Below are 20,166 nucleotides of genomic sequence, written 5' to 3'. Positions count from 1 at the left end.
TGATTTGCAGGAAACATTGGCGGCTTACGCTGCCTGCTTTTAATCAGCAACAAGATTGCTTTGATCAATTGGACGATGAACTATTATCGCAATAATGAAGAAGTAGTATATTGATCATCTGGTCATCTCTGGAGCCTGGGTGATCATAATCAAAAAAGGAGCTTAAAAATGGAGAATAAACAACACGCGACCGGCAAGTGTCCTTTTAGCCATGGGGCAATTACCGCCAGCGGCCAATCCAATACCAATTGGTGGCCCAATGCTTTAAATCTGGATATCCTGCATCAGCAAGATCGCAAGACTAATCCGCTGGGGGAGGCTTTTGATTATCGCCAGGCTGTCGCTACCCTCGATGTGGCGGCCGTGAAAAAAGACCTGCATGCTTTAATGACCGACAGCCAGGCATGGTGGCCAGCTGATTGGGGGCATTATGGCGGCTTAATGATTCGCCTGACCTGGCATGCGGCCGGGACTTATCGTGTAGCGGATGGCCGTGGCGGCGCTGGTACCGGTAACCAGCGTTTTGCGCCACTCAATAGCTGGCCGGATAACGTGAACCTCGACAAGGCGCGTCGCCTGCTGTGGCCAGTGAAGAAGAAATATGGCAATAAACTGTCCTGGGCGGATTTGATTGCGCTGGCAGGCACTATTGCTTATGAGTCCATGGGCCTGAAAACGTTTGGTTTCGCTTTTGGCCGTGCCGATATCTGGCATCCGGAAAAAGATATTTACTGGGGTAACGAAAAAGAGTGGCTGGCCAAAACCGGTAGCGAAGGTAATCGTTATTCCGGCCAGCGCGATCTCGAAAACCCGCTTGCAGCGGTGATGATGGGTCTGATCTATGTCAATCCAGAAGGTGTGGATGGCAATCCTGACCCATTAAAAACAGCGCACGATATCCGTGAAACTTTTGCCCGCATGGCCATGAATGATGAAGAAACTGTGGCATTGACGGCAGGTGGTCACACAGTGGGCAAGGCACACGGCAACGGCCAGGCCAGCAATCTGGGTGCCGACCCTGAAGCCGCCGATGTGCATGAGCAAGGCCTGGGCTGGAACAACCACTCGACACGTGGCGTTGGCCGTGACTCAGTCACCAGCGGCATTGAAGGCGCCTGGACCACACACCCGACGCGTTGGGATAACGGCTATTTTGCCATGCTGTTTAACCACGAATGGGCGCTTAGCAAGAGCCCGGCTGGTGCATGGCAGTGGACGCCTGTGAGCATCAAGGAAGAAGACAAACCGGTCGATGTTGAAGATCCTAGCATTCGCTATAACCCGATTATGACCGATGCTGACATGGCCATGATTAAAGACCCGGCTTATCGTCAGATTTCGGAGCGTTTCCGTGATGACCAGGCATACTTTTCCGAGGTATTTGCCCGTGCCTGGTTCAAGCTGACACACCGCGATCTGGGGCCAAAAGCCCGTTATATTGGTCCAGATGTGCCGCAGGAAGACCTGATCTGGCAAGACCCGGTGCCTGCCGGCAATGCACTGAGCGAGGCGGATGTTGCTGCTTTGAAAACACAAATTCTCGGCAGCGGCCTGACCACGGCTGAGCTGGTTGCTACCGCCTGGGACAGCGCCCGTACTTTCCGTGCGTCGGATTATCGTGGCGGTGCCAATGGGGCGCGTATTCGTCTGGCGCCGCAAAAAGACTGGGTAGGCAATGAGCCAGTCCGGTTACAGAAGGTGCTGGCTGTGCTGCAAGGGATTCAGCAAGCGTTTGGCAAACCAGTCAGTCTGGCCGACCTGATTGTGCTGGCAGGCACTGCCGCAGTTGAGCAAGCAGCCAAGGTGGCAGGTGTTGAGGTGAAAGTACCATTTACTGCAGGCCGTGGCGATGCTACTGCCGAGCAGACCGATGCGGAGTCTTTTGATGTGCTGGAGCCAGTGCATGATGGTTACCGCAACTGGCTGAAAGCGGATTATGTGCCCAGCCCGGAAGATATGTTGCTTGATCGTACACAACTGATGGGATTGACGGCGCCAGAAATGACGGTGCTGATAGGTGGCCTGCGGGTGCTGGATACCAACCATGCCGGAAGCAAGCATGGCGTGTTTACCGATAGGCCGGGCGTGCTCAGTAACGACTTCTTTGTTAACCTGACGGACATGCGTTATACATGGGTGCCAACAGGGCAAAACCTGTATGAAGTGCGTGACCGCAGCACGGGAGCAGTGAAGTGGACTGCGACACGTGTGGATCTGGTGTTCGGCTCCAACTCGATACTGCGTGCTTATGCTGAGCTGTATGCGCAAGACGATGCCAAGCAGAAATTTGTGCAGGATTTTGTGGCTGCCTGGACGAAAGTCATGAATGCAGATCGGTTTGATTTGAAGTAATCGCAGTTTATAAAAGCGAAAGCGCCTTGAGAAATCTAGGCGCTTTTTTATTTGTGGATCGGATCTCGTAGAGAAGGTAATTCTTAGGTTTGTGTATTTATGTGGTGTTGCTTTTCGCCTTTTTGGCNNCAGAAAGTGACTCGCCAACAAGGCGAAAGAGAGTAAATCAATGAAGAACAACCTTTTGTTCAAATCTGGTATCACATGGATTCCAGTCACGTCGGAATGGCACAGATAACCGTATACATTCCGCTAAGTCACCAAACGCTAAATTTATGACTAAATATTTCAGGGTATGACTGATCCTGCTAATTTTCCCAACACCCCGCAAGTCCTTTGCAGTGTCTGCTAGAATACAGCCATGGATATTTATTTGATGCTGAAGGCCGTGATCATGGGCCTGGTCGAAGGCGCGACCGAGTTTATTCCTGTCAGTAGTACTGGACATCTGATCATTACCGGGGAGTGGCTGGATTTTCTCTCTAAAGATAAACGCGATGTGTTTGAAATTATTATCCAGCTGGGCGCGATCCTGGCGGTCTGCGTGGAGTATCGCCAGCGTCTCTGGAATACGGTGCAGCGCATTCAAACCGACACCAACGCTCAACATTTTGTACGCAACCTGATCATCGCCTTTTTACCTGCTGCGCTGATCGGCCTGGCATTTCATCATCAAATTAAAGAACATTTGTTTTCCTCATTCACGGTGGGAATTGCGCTGGTCGTTGGCGGCATACTGATTTTACTGATTGAAAGATTTGCGCCTGAAGGTCAGACACGGGAAATTGACCAGATCACGGCCAAGCAAGCATTACAGATTGGTTTTGCTCAGTCGCTGGCCTTGTTCCCCGGCATGTCACGCTCAGGGGCTACCATCTTGGGTGGCATGTGTTTTGGCCTGAGCCGCCAGACTGCGACTGAGTTTTCATTCTTTCTGGCGTTGCCGATTATGTTTGCGGCGACCGGGCTGGATTTATACCAGGCGCGTGATTTGTTGTCTGCTGATGATGCGCTGATCTTTTTAATCGGCTTTGTGGTCTCATTTTTGTCTGCGCTGGTGGTGATTCGTGCGTTGATCCGTTTCGTGGCCCAGCATTCATTTGCGGTGTTTGCCTGGTATCGCATCGTATTTGGTATTCTGATATTGGCCTTTTTTGCACATTAATCTGTTTAAGGTGTGAGTCATGAATCGTGCGCTGTTAAAAAAAATTGTGTTAGGCATCGTTGCGCTGCTGGCGGTGCTGCTATTGGTGGTGGTTTACCTAGCGGTGACCTTTAATCCTAATGATTACAAGCCAACCGTGATTCAGTTGGTAAAAGACAAAAAACAGCGCACGCTGGATATCAAGGGTGACATTAAACTCAGTTTCTGGCCAAAAATCGGAGCTGATTTAGGTGAAATCACTTTGTCCGAGCACCAGTCCGATAAACAATTTGCTGCCATTAAAAGCGCCAAAGTGGCGCTGGCGGTATTGCCCCTGCTCAAAAAAGAAATCGTGGTGGATACCGTTTACCTGGATGGTGCGCAGGTCAATGTGATCCAGCATGCCGATGGCAGCTTCAACTTTGATGATTTGCTGAGCAAGGAAGAGGAAGAGTCACAGCAGATTAATTTTGATGTGCAAGGCGTCAAAATCACTAACACCCAAGCCAGTTTTAGCAATGAAGGCACCGGGGCTAAATATAGTGTAGACCAGTTTAACCTGACCACCGGTCAGGTGGCGTTGAAAAAGCCGTTTGATGTGGCGACAGATTTTCACCTGGCGGCTAACCAGCCTGCCATCGATGCGAAAGCGGCGATCAAGGTCAATATCATGGCTGACCCGGAAGGTAAGCATTTTGTTGTTAAAGGCTTAGACGCACAATTAAAGGGTGCGCTGCTGGATGGGCAGGACGTCACAGTCACTGCGCAAGGCTCAGTGGATGTTGATGCGGCGAAAACAGCATTGGATGTATCTGGCCTGAAACTGGCCATGCAAGGCAACTTTAAAGGCGCTCAGCGCGATGTCGGCGTACAGGCGCCTGCCTTGACAGTAAATCCAACGCTCATCAGTAGCGACAAAGTATTGCTGTCACTCAAGCAGAAAGATGCCAGCGGCGATGTGGACTTGGCCGTGGTACTGGCTGAATTAAAGGGTAATCAACAGGCAGTGGAAAGCAAAGGCATTACAGCGGATATTAATGTCAATGCGGGTGCGCGCAAAGTGGAAGGTCACTTCGCATCCCCGGTGAAAGCTAATCTGACCGACCTGATTTTTGAAGTACCTGCGTTGGCTGGCAAATTTGATATTAAAGACCCGGCTTTGCCTAATGGTGCCATGCAGGGCCAGTTCAAGCTGGCAGCCAATGCCAATGTGAAGCAGGAGCAGGTTAAAACCACGTTTGACTTAGCGCTGGCGGAAACCAAACTGAATGGCGATGTGAGTGTCGCCGGTTTCAGTACGCCGCATATTGGTTTCAAGCTGCATGCTGATACTTTGAACTTGAACGCGCTGCTCGGTAATGCAGGTGGTAAAAAAGACGTTGCAGCGAGCAGCACTAAAGCCAGCACCAAAGCAGATAAACCTGCCGACCTGAGCGCGTTAAAAACCTTGTTCCTTGATGGCAGCATCAATATCGGCAAGATTTTATACAGTCCCTATACCTTGAGTGGTCTCAATGTTGGCATCAAAGCCGATGGACAAAAGCTCGCCTTGCAAGGTCTGGATGTCAAACTGGATGACACGCGTATTCAAGGTAATGTCGGGGTTAGCCAGTTCAGCAAGCCTTTATATACGTTTGACCTCAATATAGACAAGCTGGATTTGAATCGCTACTTGCCGCAATCGACGGCCAGCGCCAGTGAAAGCAAACCTGCTGACAAAGCGGCCGATAAGACTGAGCAACCGATTGATTTGTCTGCCTTGAAAGCACTGAATGCGCAAGGCAGTATCCGTGTGGGCTGGTTGAAATATGGCAAAACAGAAGCTAAAAACCTGAATATCGGTTTGAAAGCACAAGATGGGCTGGCGAGTCTGGATCCGCTGAATGTGGATGTTTATCAGGGCACGGTGCGCGGCGCAGTCAAGCTGGATGCGCGCGCGACCCCTGCGCTGGCGATTCAGCAAAGCCTGCAAAATATCGCCGTCGGCCCGTTGCTGGTCGACACTATTAATAATGACATGCTGTCTGGCAACGGTAACTTGAATTTAAATGTGACAGCGCAAGGTAATACGGTGACGGCGCTAAAAAAGTCACTGGGCGGCTCGGTTGATTTGCGTATGGCTGAAGGCGCCGTGAAAGGCTTTGATCTGGCTGGCGCGATCCGGGACGCCAAAGGCAAGCTGAATGTGCTCAAAGGCCAGTCGAATGCCGATGCAGATAAAGGCAAAAAAACAGACTTTAGTGAGCTGACGGCAACGTTTAATATCAAAAACGGTGTTGCGCATAATGACGACCTGGCTATGAAGGCGCCGGTTTTTCGGTTGACCAAGGGCGAAAGCAAGGGCGATATCGATATTGGCAAAGAGCAGATTAACTATCTTGCCAAGCCAACGCTGGTCAATTCGCTCAAAGGTCAGGGGGGTAAAGATGCCGAACAGCTTGGTAGCGTGGGTGTGCCGGTTAAAATAACGGGCACTTTTGCCGCGCCTAAATTTGGTATCGATATGGCCGCGCTGGGGCAAGCATTGGCGAAATCCGTGGCACTGGATGCGCTCTCCGAAAAACTTGGTGGCACGAAGGCAGATGCTTTAAAAGGATTGCTCAATAGTAAGTCATCCAGCGATAGTACGGGTGGTGATGCAGCCAAATCCGAGAGCGGGACGACAACGGAGCCTGCCAAGCCTGCCGACCAGCTCAAACAAAAGGCTTTGAAAAAGCTGTTGAACTTCTAGCTGTGAGTGTGTTTGCTGAAAAATTAATCGCCTGGCAACAGGCGTATGGCCGCCATGATTTGCCGTGGCAGCAAACGCGTGACCCTTACGCCGTGTGGGTGTCTGAAATCATGCTGCAACAAACGCAGGTTTCGGCCGTCATTGGCTACTATGACCGCTTTATGCAGCGTTTTCCCACCATCGCCAGTCTGGCCGAGGCTGAGCAGGACGAGGTGATGCGTCATTGGAGTGGTTTGGGCTATTACTCCCGCGCACGTAATCTGCATCATGCTGCGCAGACTATCATGCGTGAGCATAGTGGTATTTTTCCAACAGATTTCGATACCATCCAGACACTTAAAGGCATAGGCCGCTCAACGGCTGCCGCGATTAGTGTATTCGCTTTTAATCAGCGCCAGACCATTTTAGATGGCAATGTTAAGCGTGTGCTGGCCAGGTTGTATGCGGTAGATGGCTGGCCAGGCTTGCCCGAAGTTGAAAAAAAACTGTGGCAAATTGCTGAAGCGTTATTGCCTGATGATGGTTTGCCAGCGTATGTGCAAGGCTTAATGGACTTTGGTGCGACCTTCTGCACGCGCAGCAAACCGCGGTGCGATGATTGCCCTATGCAGGATCAGTGTCAGGCATATCAACAACAGCGTGTGGCTCAGCTGCCCGCCTCTAAACCGCGCAAAGCATTGCCAGAAAAGCAGGTCACCATGCTGATGATTGTGGATGCGGGTGAGATTTTGCTGGAGCGTCGGCCCAATCAGGGGATATGGGGAGGGTTATGGAGCCTGCCTGAATTATCTTCTACGCAAATAGCCGTGCCGCATGTGCAGGATAGCCTGGGATTGGAAACCGAGACACTCGAAGTGTTGCCAGTGTTGTGGCATACCTTTACACATTTCAAACTTGAAATTACGCCGCAACCATTACAGCTGACCGGGCGACGGCCTGCCCTCCCCCCTCATATGCAGTGGCTGACCTTCTCTGACGCGATTTCAGCGGCACTGCCAACGCCTGTGCGCACTTTAATTAAAGCGTTCAAACAGCCTTAGGCGGGTGCCTAGAGGTTTGCGAGTCGAAATACATGGGTGGCCAACTCGGCCTGATTGTTCTTGAGATGTTTTAATAAAGAAGGCGCGCTATCAGGTTTCACCAGCGCTTTTGTGTAAATCACAGGCAACTCAAAAATAGCGATTTCGCGCTCAACAATATTCAAGTTCGCGTGCGCAGAACCTTGAATCACATCCATAAGCTTGTCGTAGACATTATCCGTGACGCGGGTGTAAGGGAATAAAATCCAGAAGTCAGTGCCTTCCCTGCCGACCAGATCTGAACGTCTAAACGAACGCTGCAAATCGTGTGTCAAAGAAGAGAGCTGGCGCAATGCCTCAGGCGCGCCATAAGCCTCGCCCAGGCTGTTGTCATCCCCATAGGCAATTCTCACCAGGGCGACATTGAAGTCATCAGAGTGTCTGATCAGCACTTGGCAAATCCAGTCTAATGTATCTATAAAACGACTACATAACTGAATGTCAGAAATCATGAGAAGCCCCGGTTAGAATCATATATAAAGGTATGGACAGCAAAAGACACTGTTAAACATTGCTATCCTAGCAGAAACTTTTAGATAAATTCAGTTTGAACAGCCTAGTAAAACCGCTCCTTTTCATAACCTTGCAATTTCCAGAACTAGTCAGACTGTTGCAATTCTGCAACAAATCAAACTTGCGCTAAGCAATTTGACGTATTCACTTGCGCCCAAAGCCCTGCATTTGCAAAAATTGCTCTGACCTTGTTGGAAATGCTTTAAGTGATTCCGCAGGAGTTCTCGAGTATGAGCGTTTTTGCGCTCATCTTAAAAAGCAATATCCTTACACAAGTTGTGAAAACAACATTTTTGGAGATTCGTATGAATACAAAATTGAACGTTGCAGTTGCAGCAGCTCTGTTCGCTGCCGCTACTGGCGCACAAGCTGGCATCACTATCCCAGCTGGTGACTGGACTCTGGACATCGGTGGCGTTGTAAACGCTTACTACACTCACACTAGCTTCAGCGGTGATGACTCTGCTGCTGGCGAGTACAAAAATGGTGACAGCGTAGCTAACATCACTACAGGTTTGCTGCCAAACTACCTGAGCGTTTCTGGTAAAACACGTCAGAACGACCTGGATGTTGGTTTCACAATCAGCATCAACCCAGGTGCTTCTACAACACAAGCTGGTAAGCAATCTTCACAACAAGAAAACCGTCAAGCATTCTTGACTTTCGGTGATGCTTCATGGGGTTCTATCAAGCTGGGTAAAGATCTGGGCATTTACGCTTCAGACGCTATCTTGAACGACCAAACTCTGTTGGGCGTTGGTTCTGCTGCTGGCTCTTTGGCTGGCAACACAACAACTTTGGGTCGTATCGGCCGTGGTTTCATGTATGCTGACTGGAAAGCACAAGTTGCTTACACCTCACCAAACTGGAACGGTTTCCAATTCACAGCTGGTTTGACACAAGGCTGGAACGCAATCGCTGCTAACGGCGGTGTTGGTTCTACTGACCGTGCTGGTTCACAAACTGCGTACGAAGGTAAAGCTTCTTACGAGTGGACAGGTGATGTAGCTGGTAAAGTTTGGGCATCTGCTATCAGCCAAAAGGTTGAAGGTTTAGCTGGTGCTTCAACAACTGCATCAGTTGCAGATCTGGGTACTGGTGTAGTGACAACTACAACAACTGCAGGTACTAACTTCGGTAGCGAGCGTGCTTACGCATGGGATATCGGTACTAGCCTGAAATTTGCTGACTTCGGTCTGGTTGGTTACTACGGCCAAGGTAAAGGTATCGGCCAAACAGTTCAGTTTGCTGGTGGTTTCGATGCTAACGGCAAACGTCGTGACTCTGACCAATGGTACGTACAAGGTTCTTACACTGTTCCAGGCGTAGGTACTAAGTTGGCTGCTTCTTACGGTGAATCTACATTGGACGGTAACGGTGCTGACACATTCAGCGACGTTAAAGCTAACATGTGGACAGTTGGTGCTTACCACCCTCTGACAAAACACCTGAACTTGGTTGCTGAATACTCTGTTGCTAAAGACGAAACAAACAATCGTACTGTTGCAGATACAGATGTTAAAGCAAAAACCATCTCTCTGGGTGCGATCCTGTTCTTCTAGTTTAATTGCAGTTTAACTGCTTAAATTAAAAGTCAGAAAAACGGCAACTTCGGTTGCCGTTTTTTTATCTCAATAAAAGCTTATCTGCTGATAGTGGTTAATAAATTATGAATTTGTATCCTGTTACGATCGTTGAAAATTTTTATGAAGACCCAGACGCAGTAAGGACTTTTGCGCTGAATCAGAAATACCAATATCGCCATCAATTGAAAGATGTACCTTACGTATTTCCAGGGGCTCGCACAAAAGATTTATCCGTCATTAATAAGCCTTTATTTGAGAAGCTGAGCACAAAAATCATCTCGTTATTTCATAACTCAGAATATGAGCATATGCGCTGGGCAATTTCGACCAACTTTCAGAGTGTGAGTGAAGATTATGGTAGAGGTGTAATTCACACTGATGGTAATGCGGTGTTTGCAGCCGTATTGTATTTAAGTCCAGATGCGCCACTCGATTCAGGCACCTCACTGTTCAGGCCAAATAAGAGTTTTGATCAAGATGCCTATGAGAAAGCGTTAAAGGTAAACGATAAGCGCTTTGCAGACGGGACAGTGAAGATGGATACCGCTTATCACAGCATGTTCGATGAAATCGTACGCATCAATAATGTGTATAACACTTTGATTTTGTATGAAGGCCGTCACTTTCATGCCGCAAATAACTTCTTTGGCAAAACCTTAAAAGACTCACGCTTGGCGCAAGTCTTTTTTGTCAGCAGTATTGATGCGCAGAAACACAGCTCATTCCCACTATGGCGTAGCCAGCAGGTGCATATCTAATTTAATCGTCTATCCCTAATTCCTGGATTTTGCGCGTCAGCGTATTGCGTCCCATGCCTAGCTGATTGGCCGCTTCAATGCGACGGCCATCGGTATGGGCCAAGGCTCGCGTGATAAGGATGCGTTCAAACTCCTTGGTTTTTGCATCCAGGATATTGGTTTCGCCTCGATTGAGCGCATCTGTAACTTCTTGCGCTAATGCTTCTTGCCAGGAGCCGCCCGTGTTGTGCTTGCCGGTATCTTCTTTCAGTTCTGGTGGCAGGTCATTCACGTCTACGTTCTGGCCGGGTGCCATGACAGTGAGCCAGTGACAGACGTTTTCCAGTTGGCGGACGTTACCGCTCCAATTCACTGACATCAGGTATTTGATGGCCGCTTGGGATAATTGTTTAGGCTCTACACCCAGCTGTTGAGCGCTGTGGGCGAGAAAATGCTTGGTCAGCAAGGGGATGTCTTCCCTGCGCTCGCGCAAAGGCGGCAGGCGCAGGCGGATGACGTTTAAGCGGTGAAACAAGTCTTCACGGAACAGGCCTTGTTTAACGCGCTCTTCCAGATCCTGGTGCGTGGCCGCAATGACGCGTACATTGACCTTGATTGGCTGGTGGCCGCCGACCCGATAGAACTGGCCATCGGATAGCACGCGCAATAAGCGTGTTTGCAAGTCTGCAGGCATGTCGCCGATTTCATCCAGAAATAAGGTGCCGTTGTCTGCCTGCTCAAAGCGCCCTCTTCTGGCCGCTGCGGCGCCGGTAAACGCGCCGCGTTCGTGGCCAAACAATTCGGATTCCAGCAAATCTTTAGGGATTGCTGCGGTGTTAATCGCGATAAATGGTTTGTCTGCACGTGGGCTATGTCTGTGCAGCGCGCTGGCGACCAACTCTTTACCGCTGCCAGACTCACCATTGATGAGTACCGTTGAATGTGAGCGGCTCAAGCGACCAATGGCGCGGAACACCTCTTGCATGGCTGGTGCCTGACCGATAATTTCTGGCGATGGGCCGGTGTCTTCGACGGCTTCAACCGATTGGCGCATGCTCTCTTCAACCGCACGTTTGATAATTTCAATGGCTTGGTCGACATCAAAAGGCTTGGCCAGATATTCAAAGGCGCCACCCTGAAATGCCGCCACTGCACTTTCCAGGTCGGAGTAAGCAGTCATGATAATGACGGGGATATCCGGAAAGCGCTGTTTTACCTCTGACAGAAAGTCCAGCCCGGAGCCGTTAGGCATGCGAATGTCGCTGACAATCACTTGTGGTTGCTCGCGGTTTAAGGCATTCAGTGCTTCTGCAGGGGACGAGAAGGTTTTGAAATCAAAGTCTGTGCGTGCCAGTGCTTTTTCAAACACCCAGCGGATGGATTTGTCGTCGTCTAAGATCCAGATTGGTTTCATAGCTATTTCTCGTCAATTATTATGCTGATGATTTTAATTGCGTACTTTCAATCGGTAGCAATATATGAAAGGTTGTTTTGCCTGGCTGTGAATCGCAATCTATCATGCCATGGTGCTGCGTAATAAATGTTTGCGCCAACGCTAGCCCCAGGCCTGTGCCGCCTTCGCGACCAGAAACCAGAGGGTAAAAAATACGTTCTTTAATGCCTGCCGGGATGCCAGGGCCGTTATCAATAATTTCAAGATGGATACCAACGCGGTAGCGTTTCCTGGCCAGCGTAATCTGGCGTTCTGCACGCGTGCGGAAGGTAATGCTTGCGCTTTCCGTCTGGCTTTGTTGCATGGCTTGCGCGGCGTTGCGGGCGATGTTCAGCACCGCCTGAATCAACTTTTCGCGGTCGCCTATTAGCTCGGGCAGGCTGGTATCATAATCGCGAATGACGCGGATATGATTGGGGGATTCCGCCAGCAATAAACTGCGTACGCGTTCCAATACTTCATGAATGTTGGTCGGCTCGTATTTGGGTACGCGATGGGGCGCCAGCAGCCTATCCATCAAGCTGTGCAGGCGATCCGCCTCTTTAATAATGACTTGCGTGTATTCTTTCAGGCTGGCTTGTGGCAGCTCGAATTCAAGCAATTGCGCTGCGCCGCGCAAACCACCCAAGGGGTTGCGGATTTCGTGTGCCAGATTGCGCAACAACTCTGAGTTGGCTTGCTGTTGAATCAGCATGCGCTCTTCGCGCGCAATGCGCAATTGCTGGTCCATTTGCACAAACTCCAGGATCAGCATGTCCTCTGGCGTTTGGTTGAACGTGGTTGAAATGGGTGTGACGGTACAAGTGACCGCCGTGGTGTGCCCGCGTTGTGTGGTCAGCGTGAACTCGTGTTCCCGAAAGGGACCTTGAGTTTGTATGGCATTGGTGACTGCCATTTGCAGAATCTCGCAATTCACGAATACATCGTGAATGTGCAGGCCGTGAATTTGGTTGGCGCTAAACGCGAACAGTATCTCTGCACTCGAGTTTGCATAGGTTACTTCCAGCTGGTTATTGAGCAGAATCACTGCTGTTGCAATGTGCTCTAAACCGCTAAACCCGTGGGGAGATTTTTGAACCATATCCTAAGCTTGTTAAAAAGAGTGAATCACGCCCTGTTTTAAAGCAAAAGCCAAGCCAATTCTAACTCAGGTGTCAAAAATGGTTTAAAGAATTCCCAAAATGGTGCGTTTACAGATTAAGTTCTTTGTTGAGTAGCTCGATGTTACGCTCATGGGCCTGAATTTCGGCTTCAATCACATGTAGTTTTTCATCGTATTTTGCGACGTTTCTAAAGGTTTTTCCATTGGCGCCTTTATAGACTTCGGGCGTATTTTGCGCCTCTTCGTAGAGCTGTTTTGCATGTTCAAGTGCTTGTTTTTCTTGCTCTAATTCACTCATGAGCAATTCGCGGCGTTTTTGGTCGCGCTGGTTTTGCGTCTGGTTATCCACTTTGGGGAAATTAGCCGGAGAGGGGGCTTTTGCGCTAGGTTTTTTTTCACGCGCAACGGGTGGTGGCTCCGCCGTTTTTGGGCCGCTAATGACCAATTCTGCTTTGCTGTGACCTTCTGGCTTGATATTGGTGTAAGTGGTCACACCATTGCTGTCCGTATACTTGTAGATATCCGCCAGGCAGCTGCTTGATGCCAGTACAAAAGCGAGAACGTAAAAAAGTCTTTTCATGGCAATAGTTTAGAGTAGATTGTTGAGGTTATCAACGTGTGTTTACTGCAAAAGGTTGACGATGCTGAGTGTGCATAAAAAAACAGGGCAGCCTAAGCTGCCCTGTTTTGGTGCGTCTCTTGCGATTAGCAGGAGTAGTACAAACCAAACTCAACAGGGTGTGGTGTTTGACGCAATTTGGTAACTTCTTCCATTTTTAATGCAATGTAAGAGTCAATCCAGTCATCAGTGAACACACCACCGCGTGTCAGGAACTCGCGGTCTTTGTCCAGGTACTCAAGCGCTTGCTCCAATGAAGAACACACGGTTGGAATCAATGCATCTTCTTCTGGTGGCAGATGGTACAAGTCTTTTGTCGCTGGTTCACCTGGGTGAATTTTGTTCTGAACGCCGTCCAGGCCAGCCATCAGCAAAGCTGAGAAAGCCAGGTATGGGTTGGCAATCGGGTCTGGGAAGCGAGCTTCAACACGACGTGCTTTGTCTGAATGTACGAATGGGATACGGATCGCAGCAGAACGGTTTTTAGCAGAGTAAGCCAGTTTTACCGGTGCTTCGTAATGTGGCACCAGGCGCTTGTATGAGTTAGTGCCTGGGTTAGTGATCGCGTTCAATGCGCGCGCGTGTTTGATGATGCCGCCGATGTAGTACAGGGCGAAATCGCTCAAACCAGCATAGCCGTTACCTGCAAACAGGTTTTTGCCATCTTTCCATACGGATTGATGCACGTGCATACCAGAACCGTTATCGCCAAACATTGGTTTAGGCATAAAGGTTGCAGTTTTACCGTAAGCGTGCGCGGTGTTGGTCACTACGTATTTCAGGATTTGTGTCCAGTCAGCACGTTGTACCAATGTTGCAAATTTAGTACCGATTTCACATTGACCAGCAGTCGCCACTTCGTGGTGATGCACTTCAACAGGCACGCCCAACTCTTCCAGTGTCATCACCATCGCAGAGCGGATGTCGTGCAATGAGTCGACTGGAGGCACTGGGAAGTAGCCGCCTTTAACGCCTGGACGGTGGCCTGTGTTGCCGCCTTCGAATTTTTCACCTGATGACCAGGCTGCTTCTTCGGAGTTGATCTTAACGAAGCTACCACCCATGGTGGCATCCCATTGTACGCTGTCAAAAATGAAGAACTCTGGCTCAGGACCGAAGTAGGCTGTGTCGCCCAGGCCGCTGGATTTCAGGTAGGCTTCAGCGCGTTTCGCCAAGCTACGTGGGTCGCGGTCGTAACCTTTACCATCTGTAGGGTCAACAACATCACAGGTTAAAACCAATGTTGGCTCGTCAAAAAACGGGTCAATGTATGCGGTGCTTGCATCAGGCATCAGTTGCATGTCAGAGGCTTGAATGCCTTTCCATCCAGCGATGGAAGAGCCGTCAAATGCATGGCCTTCAGTAAATTTATCTTCGTCGAAGTGAGAAACTGGCACAGTCACGTGCTGCTCTTTACCTCTGGTATCGGTAAAACGGAAATCAACAAATTTGATGTCGTTTTCTGCAACCAATTTCATTACGTTTGCAACGGACATTACATTCTCCTCAATGATCAAGGTCTAAATTTTAAGTTGCACACGCAAAAAGCGGGGCATGTTGCGGATGTCCCGTAACGTGAGCAAGTGTCAAACAATGGATAGTTGGAATTCAGCCGGATGACCGAATCCCAGGAAATCTCAATGTGTAATATTAGCAGGAAGCATGCCACGCCAAAATAACCATTTTGCATGGTTAAGGGGTATCTTACATAAAATTATAAAAACATCATGCACTATTTGTGTGCAATGCAACAAATTGAGCACCAAAATTGTGCATTGTGATTTTGACTTGCTTTCGCGGGTATACTCGCCGTTTTAGTCCTTGTGTGAATGAATGAAGGTGTGATTTGGAAAGCGTAGAAAATATCTTAACTCAGGCCCATGCCCGCGCCTCACAAACTGGCTTGTCATATGCGGGTGCGGTGACGCCGCAAGAAGCCTACGCATTGATTAGCCAGAATAGCGAAGCGGTGTTGGTCGATGTACGCTCACGCGCGGAGTTGGAGTTGGTCGGGCGTGTGCCTGTTGCGACCCATGTAGAGTGGGCGTTTTACCCTGGCATGGTGGCAAATGCCGAGTTTGCTGCACAATTGCAAGCGCAAGTGGATAAATCATGCACCGTGATTTTTATGTGTCGTACAGGCGGACGCAGTCATAATGCGGCGTTGTTGGCGCAGCAACTGGGCTATAGCAATGCTTATAATATGATTGAAGGCTTTGAAGGCGAGGCCAATGCGCTGAAGCAAAGAACCTTGATTAACGGCTGGAAGCATGCTGGCCTGCCGTGGACTAATTAACGCTGTATCAATCACTTTAGACAAATGAAGCTTTGCCGCGTATGACCGTTGAAAAGTATGCAGTGATTGGTCATCCAATCGAACATAGCAAATCGCCATTGATCCACCAGGCCTTTGCACAGCAATTCAATAAATCCATCGTTTACGAGAAGGTGCTGGCGCCTTTGGATGGCTTTGCTGCAACGATTGCGCGCTTGCAAGCCGACGGTTATGTGGGCGCCAATGTGACGGTGCCATTTAAGTTTGAGGCTTTTGATGCCTGCCAGGACTTATCTGCGCGGGCGCAGGCAGCAGGCGCGGTGAATACTTTAAGCTTCAAAGCTTCGCAGTTACTTGGTGACAATACTGACGGCTGCGGCCTGGTTAACGACATCCTCAAACATCAGCAAACACGCTTGGCTGGCAAAACCATATTGTTGCTTGGTGCAGGTGGTGCTGCGCAAGGCGTGATATTGCCGCTGCTTGAGCAGCAGCCATTACAACTGACGGTCGCCAATCGCAGCCTGGATAAAGCGCAAGCCATGGCAGGCCGATTTGCCGAAGACGCGACACGTACGCAAGTCTCGTTGCAGGTGCAGACATTTGCCGACTTATCGCAAGGCTATGACGTGGTGATTAATGCTACCTCAGCCGGCTTAACCGATAGTGTGTTGCAAATTCCAGCAATGGTATTCCAACAAGATACGCTGGCCTACGACATGATGTATGGCAGAGACACACCATTTATGCAGCAGGCGCGCGCAGCAGGCGCGCGCGTGGCAGATGGCTTGGGCATGCTGGTAGAACAGGCGGCCGAAGCGTTTTATCTCTGGCATGGTTTGCGTCCAGACACAGCTTCTGTGATCCAGTCTTTGCGTCAGTCCTAGGTTTCTCACGATGAAACAAGCCATTAAACTGTTTTTTGGCCTCTTGCTGCTGTGGATTTGCCTGTACCAGGTGTGGGCGCTATTGCATATTGTATGGTGGATTGAGCATAACCCGACCTCCACCGCATTTATGGAAGCACGCCTCGAAGTCATGCAGGAAAGTCACCCTGATGCAAAGTTGCAGCAGCAATGGGTGCCCTATGCAAAAATCAGCAACCACTTAAAGCGCGCTGTGATTGCAGCCGAAGATAGCAAGTTTGTCGACCACGAAGGATTTGACTGGGTGGGCATAGAAACTGCGTTCGAGAAAAACCTGAAAAAAGGCAAAATTGTGGCTGGCGGCTCGACCATCAGCCAGCAATTGGCCAAAAACTTGTTTTTATCCGGCCACCGGACGCCGTGGCGCAAAGCGCAAGAGGCGGTCATCACCTTTATGCTAGAAAAGTTATTGACCAAGCGCCGTATTCTGGAAATTTATCTTAATGTGATTGAGTGGGGCGATGGTGTGTTTGGTGCCGAAGCGGCCTCGCGTCATTACTTTCATGGGAATGCCAGATCACTTGGACCAGCAGAGGCTGCCAGGTTGGCGGCCATGATCCCGAATCCACGCTTTTATGATGTACATCGCAGCACACGTTACCTGAGTCGTCACGCTGGCACCATACAGGCGCGCATGCGATTGGTGAAATTACCCTGATTTTAAGGGCTTGTTTAAGCTATTAAACCCTCATACCGCCACATACAATGTTTTATATAAATATATGTATGTGGCTTTACCACATCCGTATTGGATGCACTGTCAAATGACAGCGCATCTCGGGGACCGGTTGCATGTTGACCTAGCCCTTGACAGCGAGATGTTTTAATAAGGGTATGAGGTAACGGCCAGTATAACTGGCCGTATTTTTTGCCAGTTCCTCAGGCGCACCTACGCCAACTACCACACCGCCACCATCACCGCCCTCAGGCCCCATGTCAATCAGCCAGTCAGCCGTTTTAATCACATCCAGGTTGTGCTCAATAATCACCACTGTATTGCCGGAGTCGCGCAGTCTGTGAATCACATCCAGCAATAATTGGATATCGGCAAAATGCAAACCAGTGGTTGGTTCGTCCAGAATATACAGTGTACGGCCAGTATCGCGCTTGCTCAGCTCCAGTGACAACTTGACCCGTTGCGCCTCACCACCTGATAGTGTGGTGGCCGATTGCCCCAGCGTAATATAGCCCAGGCCCACATCCAGCAGGGTTTTCAGTTTGCGTTCTATGACCGGTTGCGCATTAAAGAACTGGTGCGCCTGCTCCACGGTCATGGCCAACACCTGGTGGATATTTTTGCCTTTAAACTGAATTTCCAGTGTTTCACGGTTATAGCGCTGGCCTTTGCACACATCGCACGGCACATACACGTCCGGCAAAAAATGCATTTCAACGCGCAGTACACCATCGCCCTGGCACGCCTCGCAGCGACCACCTTTGACGTTGAATGAATAGCGGCCAGGGCCATAACCACGCGCACGGCTTTCAGGCACGCTGGCAAACAAATCGCGAATAGGGGTGAACAGGCCGGTATACGTGGCCGGATTGGAACGCGGGGTACGGCCGATCGGGCTTTGGTCAACATCAACCACCTTGTCAAAGAACTCCAGGCCGTCAATGCTTTCATGCGGCGCAGCTTCGGTGGTGCTGCCATACAAATGTGTTGCCACCACGCGATAGAGCGTGTCGTTGATCAGCGTGGATTTGCCACTACCGGAGACGCCGGTGACGCACGTGAGCAGTCCCACCGGGATTTCGACGCTGACATTTTTCAGGTTATTGCCGGTGGCATTGTTCAGTTTGATCCAACGCGCAGGGTCAGGTTGGGTGCGCGGCAATTTAAAGGTGATCTGTTTTTTACCGCTGATATATTGCCCGGTCAGCGAATTGGGATCCGCTTCAATTTCCGCTGGCGTGCCAAAAGAAACAATATTGCCGCCATGCTCACCAGCCCCAGGGCCAATGTCGACAACAAAATCAGCCAGTTGAATCGCATCTTGATCATGTTCGACCACAATGACGCTATTGCCGATGTCGCGCAGGCGCTTCAGGGTTTCCAGTAAGCGGTCGTTATCACGCTGGTGCAAGCCAATCGAAGGCTCGTCTAGCACATACATCACGCCGGTGAGGCCGCTACCGATTTGTGAGGCCAGGCGGATACGCTGCGCTTCGCCACCAGACAAGGTTTCTGCCGAGCGCGACAATGACAAATAATCCAGGCCGACATTGGTCAGGAATTTCAGACGGTTTTCAATCTCTTTGACAATTTTGTCGGCAATGGCCAGCTTTTGGCCGCTGAGTTGCAGTGTTTCAAAAAAGTGCAGCGCCTGTTTTAGCGGCACTTCACAAATCTGGTGGATGTTGCGGTCGCCGACTTTGACGTGACGCGCTTCACGGCGCAAACGTGTGCCTGCACAATCCGGGCAGCTGGTCGCGTTGATGTATTTGGCCAGCTCATCGCGTACTGCCGTTGAATCACTTTCGCGGTAGCGCCGTTGCAGGTTGTTGATAATGCCCTCAAAGGTGTGCGACTTGCTGAAAAACGTACCGCGTTCATTGAGGTATTTAAAGGTGATTTGTTCGCGGCCAGAGCCAAACAGCAGAATTTGCTGGGTGTCTTCCGGCAGATTCTCAAACGGCGCTTCCAGGTCAAAGCTGTAATGCTGGCTCAGGCTGGCCAGCATCTGGAAGTAAAACTGATTGCGTTTGTCCCAGCCTTTAATGGCGCCGCTGGCGAGTGACAAATGCGGAAAAGCTACCACGCGCTTGGGGTCAAAAAACGTGACCTGGCCGAGGCCGTCACATTTGGGGCAGGCACCCATGGGGTTGTTAAAGCTGAATAAGCGCGGCTCTAGCTCGACCAGTGAGTAATCACATACAGGGCAGGAAAACTTGGCCGAAAACAGGTGTTCTTTTTCATTATCCATTTCCAGAGCAATCGCTTTGCCATCGGCCAGACGCAGTGCCGTTTCAAATGACTCAGCAATACGCTGTTTCATATCTTCGCGCACTTTGAGGCGGTCCACTACCACGTCCACACTGTGTTTGGTTGTTTTGGCCAGTTGCGGCAGGCTGTCCATTTCGTAGACCTTGCCATCAATACGCAAGCGCACAAAGCCTTGTGCTTTAAGAGTGTCAAACAGGTCAAGCTGCTCGCCTTTGCGGTTAGAGACCACCGGCGCCAAAATCATCAGTTTGGTGTCTTCTGGCAGCTTGAGGATGCTGTCCACCATCTGGCTGACAGTTTGCGCTTCGAGTTTGATGCCATGATCCGGACATTCCGGGTCACCTGCGCGTGCATAGAGCAAACGCAGGTAGTCATGAATTTCAGTCACGGTGCCCACGGTAGAGCGCGGGTTGTGCGAGGTGGATTTTTGCTCGATGGAAATCGCCGGCGATAAGCCTTCGATCAGGTCGACATCGGGTTTGTCCATGCGAGCCAGAAACTGGCGGGCATAGGCCGATAAACTTTCGACATAGCGGCGCTGCCCTTCTGCGTAGAGCGTATCAAAGGCCAGTGAAGATTTTCCGGAGCCGGAGAGGCCGGTCACCACCACCAGTTGGTTGCGCGGAATATCCAGATTGATGTTCTTCAGATTATGGGTGCGCGCCCCGCGAATTTTGATAAATTCCATGATACTTTCACGAA

General features: G+C 50.1%; 15 protein-coding genes. 9 read left to right on the top strand and 6 right to left on the bottom strand.

Translation table 11 applies throughout. The features are described 5' to 3' along the window. The first annotated feature begins 168 nt into the window (after positions 1-168). The 4 genes from katG (at position 169) to mutY (ending at position 7,267) form a co-directional block, all read left to right on the top strand. Positions 169-2,352, top strand: coding sequence for a catalase/peroxidase HPI (gene katG, locus B3355_RS10780; RefSeq protein WP_292783682.1), 2,184 nt, complete (start codon positions 169-171; stop codon positions 2,350-2,352). Between the two features lie 361 nt (positions 2,353-2,713). Continuing rightward, positions 2,714-3,517 (top strand): undecaprenyl-diphosphate phosphatase, encoded by an 804-nt coding sequence (locus tag B3355_RS10775; protein WP_292783679.1) that lies wholly within the window; start codon positions 2,714-2,716, stop codon positions 3,515-3,517. Positions 3,518-3,536: 19 nt separating this feature from the next. After that, the gene (locus B3355_RS10770; protein WP_292783676.1) at positions 3,537-6,227 is read left to right on the top strand and encodes an AsmA family protein; all 2,691 of its coding nucleotides are present in this window, start codon (positions 3,537-3,539) and stop codon (positions 6,225-6,227) included. 2 nt (positions 6,228-6,229) lie between these two features. Next, the gene (gene mutY / locus B3355_RS10765; protein ID WP_292783673.1) at positions 6,230-7,267 is read left to right on the top strand and encodes an A/G-specific adenine glycosylase; all 1,038 of its coding nucleotides are present in this window, start codon (positions 6,230-6,232) and stop codon (positions 7,265-7,267) included. An 8-nt stretch (positions 7,268-7,275) separates the two neighbouring features. Here mutY and B3355_RS10760 read toward each other — a convergent pair whose 3' ends face one another. Then, positions 7,276-7,758: a hypothetical protein gene (locus B3355_RS10760; RefSeq protein ID WP_024930135.1), complete on the bottom strand. Its 483-nt coding sequence runs from the start codon at positions 7,756-7,758 to the stop codon at positions 7,276-7,278. A gap of 366 nt (positions 7,759-8,124) precedes the next feature. Here B3355_RS10760 and B3355_RS10755 point away from each other — a divergent pair, with 366 nt between their 5' ends. After that, positions 8,125-9,381, top strand: coding sequence for a porin (locus tag B3355_RS10755; protein WP_200884066.1), 1,257 nt, complete (start codon positions 8,125-8,127; stop codon positions 9,379-9,381). 107 nt (positions 9,382-9,488) lie between these two features. Continuing rightward, positions 9,489-10,163, top strand: coding sequence for a DUF6445 family protein (locus B3355_RS10750; protein WP_047515693.1), 675 nt, complete (start codon positions 9,489-9,491; stop codon positions 10,161-10,163). A gap of 1 nt (position 10,164) precedes the next feature. Here B3355_RS10750 and ntrC read toward each other — a convergent pair whose 3' ends face one another. The 4 genes from ntrC to glnA form a co-directional block, all read right to left on the bottom strand. Then, a complete protein-coding gene (gene ntrC / locus B3355_RS10745) occupies positions 10,165-11,556 on the bottom strand; it encodes a nitrogen regulation protein NR(I) (protein WP_024930132.1) in 1,392 nt (463 codons plus the stop codon). A 19-nt stretch (positions 11,557-11,575) separates the two neighbouring features. After that, positions 11,576-12,676: a nitrogen regulation protein NR(II) gene (glnL, locus tag B3355_RS10740; RefSeq protein WP_024930131.1), complete on the bottom strand. Its 1,101-nt coding sequence runs from the start codon at positions 12,674-12,676 to the stop codon at positions 11,576-11,578. A gap of 109 nt (positions 12,677-12,785) precedes the next feature. Continuing rightward, the gene (locus tag B3355_RS10735) at positions 12,786-13,277 is read right to left on the bottom strand and encodes a DUF4124 domain-containing protein (RefSeq protein ID WP_047515695.1); all 492 of its coding nucleotides are present in this window, start codon (positions 13,275-13,277) and stop codon (positions 12,786-12,788) included. Between the two features lie 125 nt (positions 13,278-13,402). Further along, on the bottom strand, positions 13,403-14,812 hold the full coding sequence (gene glnA / locus B3355_RS10730) for a type I glutamate--ammonia ligase (protein ID WP_024930129.1): 1,410 nt from the start codon (positions 14,810-14,812) through the stop codon (positions 13,403-13,405). Positions 14,813-15,162: 350 nt separating this feature from the next. Here glnA and B3355_RS10725 point away from each other — a divergent pair, with 350 nt between their 5' ends. The 3 genes from B3355_RS10725 to mtgA are packed head-to-tail and all read left to right on the top strand — an operon-like array spanning position 15,163 to position 17,175. Then, positions 15,163-15,612, top strand: coding sequence for a rhodanese-like domain-containing protein (locus B3355_RS10725; protein ID WP_019880659.1), 450 nt, complete (start codon positions 15,163-15,165; stop codon positions 15,610-15,612). Positions 15,613-15,653: 41 nt separating this feature from the next. After that, complete coding sequence (gene aroE, locus B3355_RS10720; RefSeq protein ID WP_292783661.1) at positions 15,654-16,478, top strand: shikimate dehydrogenase; 825 nt, start codon at positions 15,654-15,656, stop codon at positions 16,476-16,478. Between the two features lie 10 nt (positions 16,479-16,488). Beyond that, complete coding sequence (gene mtgA / locus B3355_RS10715) at positions 16,489-17,175, top strand: monofunctional biosynthetic peptidoglycan transglycosylase (RefSeq protein ID WP_292783658.1); 687 nt, start codon at positions 16,489-16,491, stop codon at positions 17,173-17,175. Positions 17,176-17,317: 142 nt separating this feature from the next. Here the strand turns inward: mtgA and uvrA are convergent, their stop codons facing one another. After that, a complete protein-coding gene (uvrA, locus tag B3355_RS10710; protein WP_024930125.1) occupies positions 17,318-20,152 on the bottom strand; it encodes an excinuclease ABC subunit UvrA in 2,835 nt (944 codons plus the stop codon). Positions 20,153-20,166 lie beyond the last annotated feature (14 nt).

Source organism: Methylophilus sp. UBA6697 (assembly GCF_002454655.1).
Lineage (GTDB): Bacteria > Pseudomonadota > Gammaproteobacteria > Burkholderiales > Methylophilaceae > Methylophilus.
Note: the sequence above shows the minus strand (reverse complement) of the source record. Positions and strands in the feature narration are given on the sequence as shown.

Excerpts from the sequence above, each read along its gene's own strand:
- katG (WP_292783682.1), top strand. The coding sequence starts at position 169 with ATGGAGAATAAACAACACGCGACCGGCAAGTGTCCTTTTAGCCATGGG.
- B3355_RS10775 (WP_292783679.1), top strand. The coding sequence starts at position 2,714 with ATGGATATTTATTTGATGCTGAAGGCCGTGATCATGGGCCTGGTCGAA.
- B3355_RS10770 (WP_292783676.1), top strand. The coding sequence starts at position 3,537 with ATGAATCGTGCGCTGTTAAAAAAAATTGTGTTAGGCATCGTTGCGCTG.
- B3355_RS10760 (WP_024930135.1), bottom strand. The coding sequence starts at position 7,758 with ATGATTTCTGACATTCAGTTATGTAGTCGTTTTATAGATACATTAGAC.
- B3355_RS10755 (WP_200884066.1), top strand. The coding sequence starts at position 8,125 with ATGAATACAAAATTGAACGTTGCAGTTGCAGCAGCTCTGTTCGCTGCC.
- B3355_RS10750 (WP_047515693.1), top strand. The coding sequence starts at position 9,489 with ATGAATTTGTATCCTGTTACGATCGTTGAAAATTTTTATGAAGACCCA.
- ntrC (WP_024930132.1), bottom strand. The coding sequence starts at position 11,556 with ATGAAACCAATCTGGATCTTAGACGACGACAAATCCATCCGCTGGGTG.
- glnL (WP_024930131.1), bottom strand. The coding sequence starts at position 12,676 with ATGGTTCAAAAATCTCCCCACGGGTTTAGCGGTTTAGAGCACATTGCA.
- B3355_RS10735 (WP_047515695.1), bottom strand. The coding sequence starts at position 13,277 with ATGAAAAGACTTTTTTACGTTCTCGCTTTTGTACTGGCATCAAGCAGC.
- glnA (WP_024930129.1), bottom strand. The coding sequence starts at position 14,812 with ATGTCCGTTGCAAACGTAATGAAATTGGTTGCAGAAAACGACATCAAA.
- aroE (WP_292783661.1), top strand. The coding sequence starts at position 15,654 with ATGACCGTTGAAAAGTATGCAGTGATTGGTCATCCAATCGAACATAGC.
- mtgA (WP_292783658.1), top strand. The coding sequence starts at position 16,489 with ATGAAACAAGCCATTAAACTGTTTTTTGGCCTCTTGCTGCTGTGGATT.
- uvrA (WP_024930125.1), bottom strand. The coding sequence starts at position 20,152 with ATGGAATTTATCAAAATTCGCGGGGCGCGCACCCATAATCTGAAGAAC.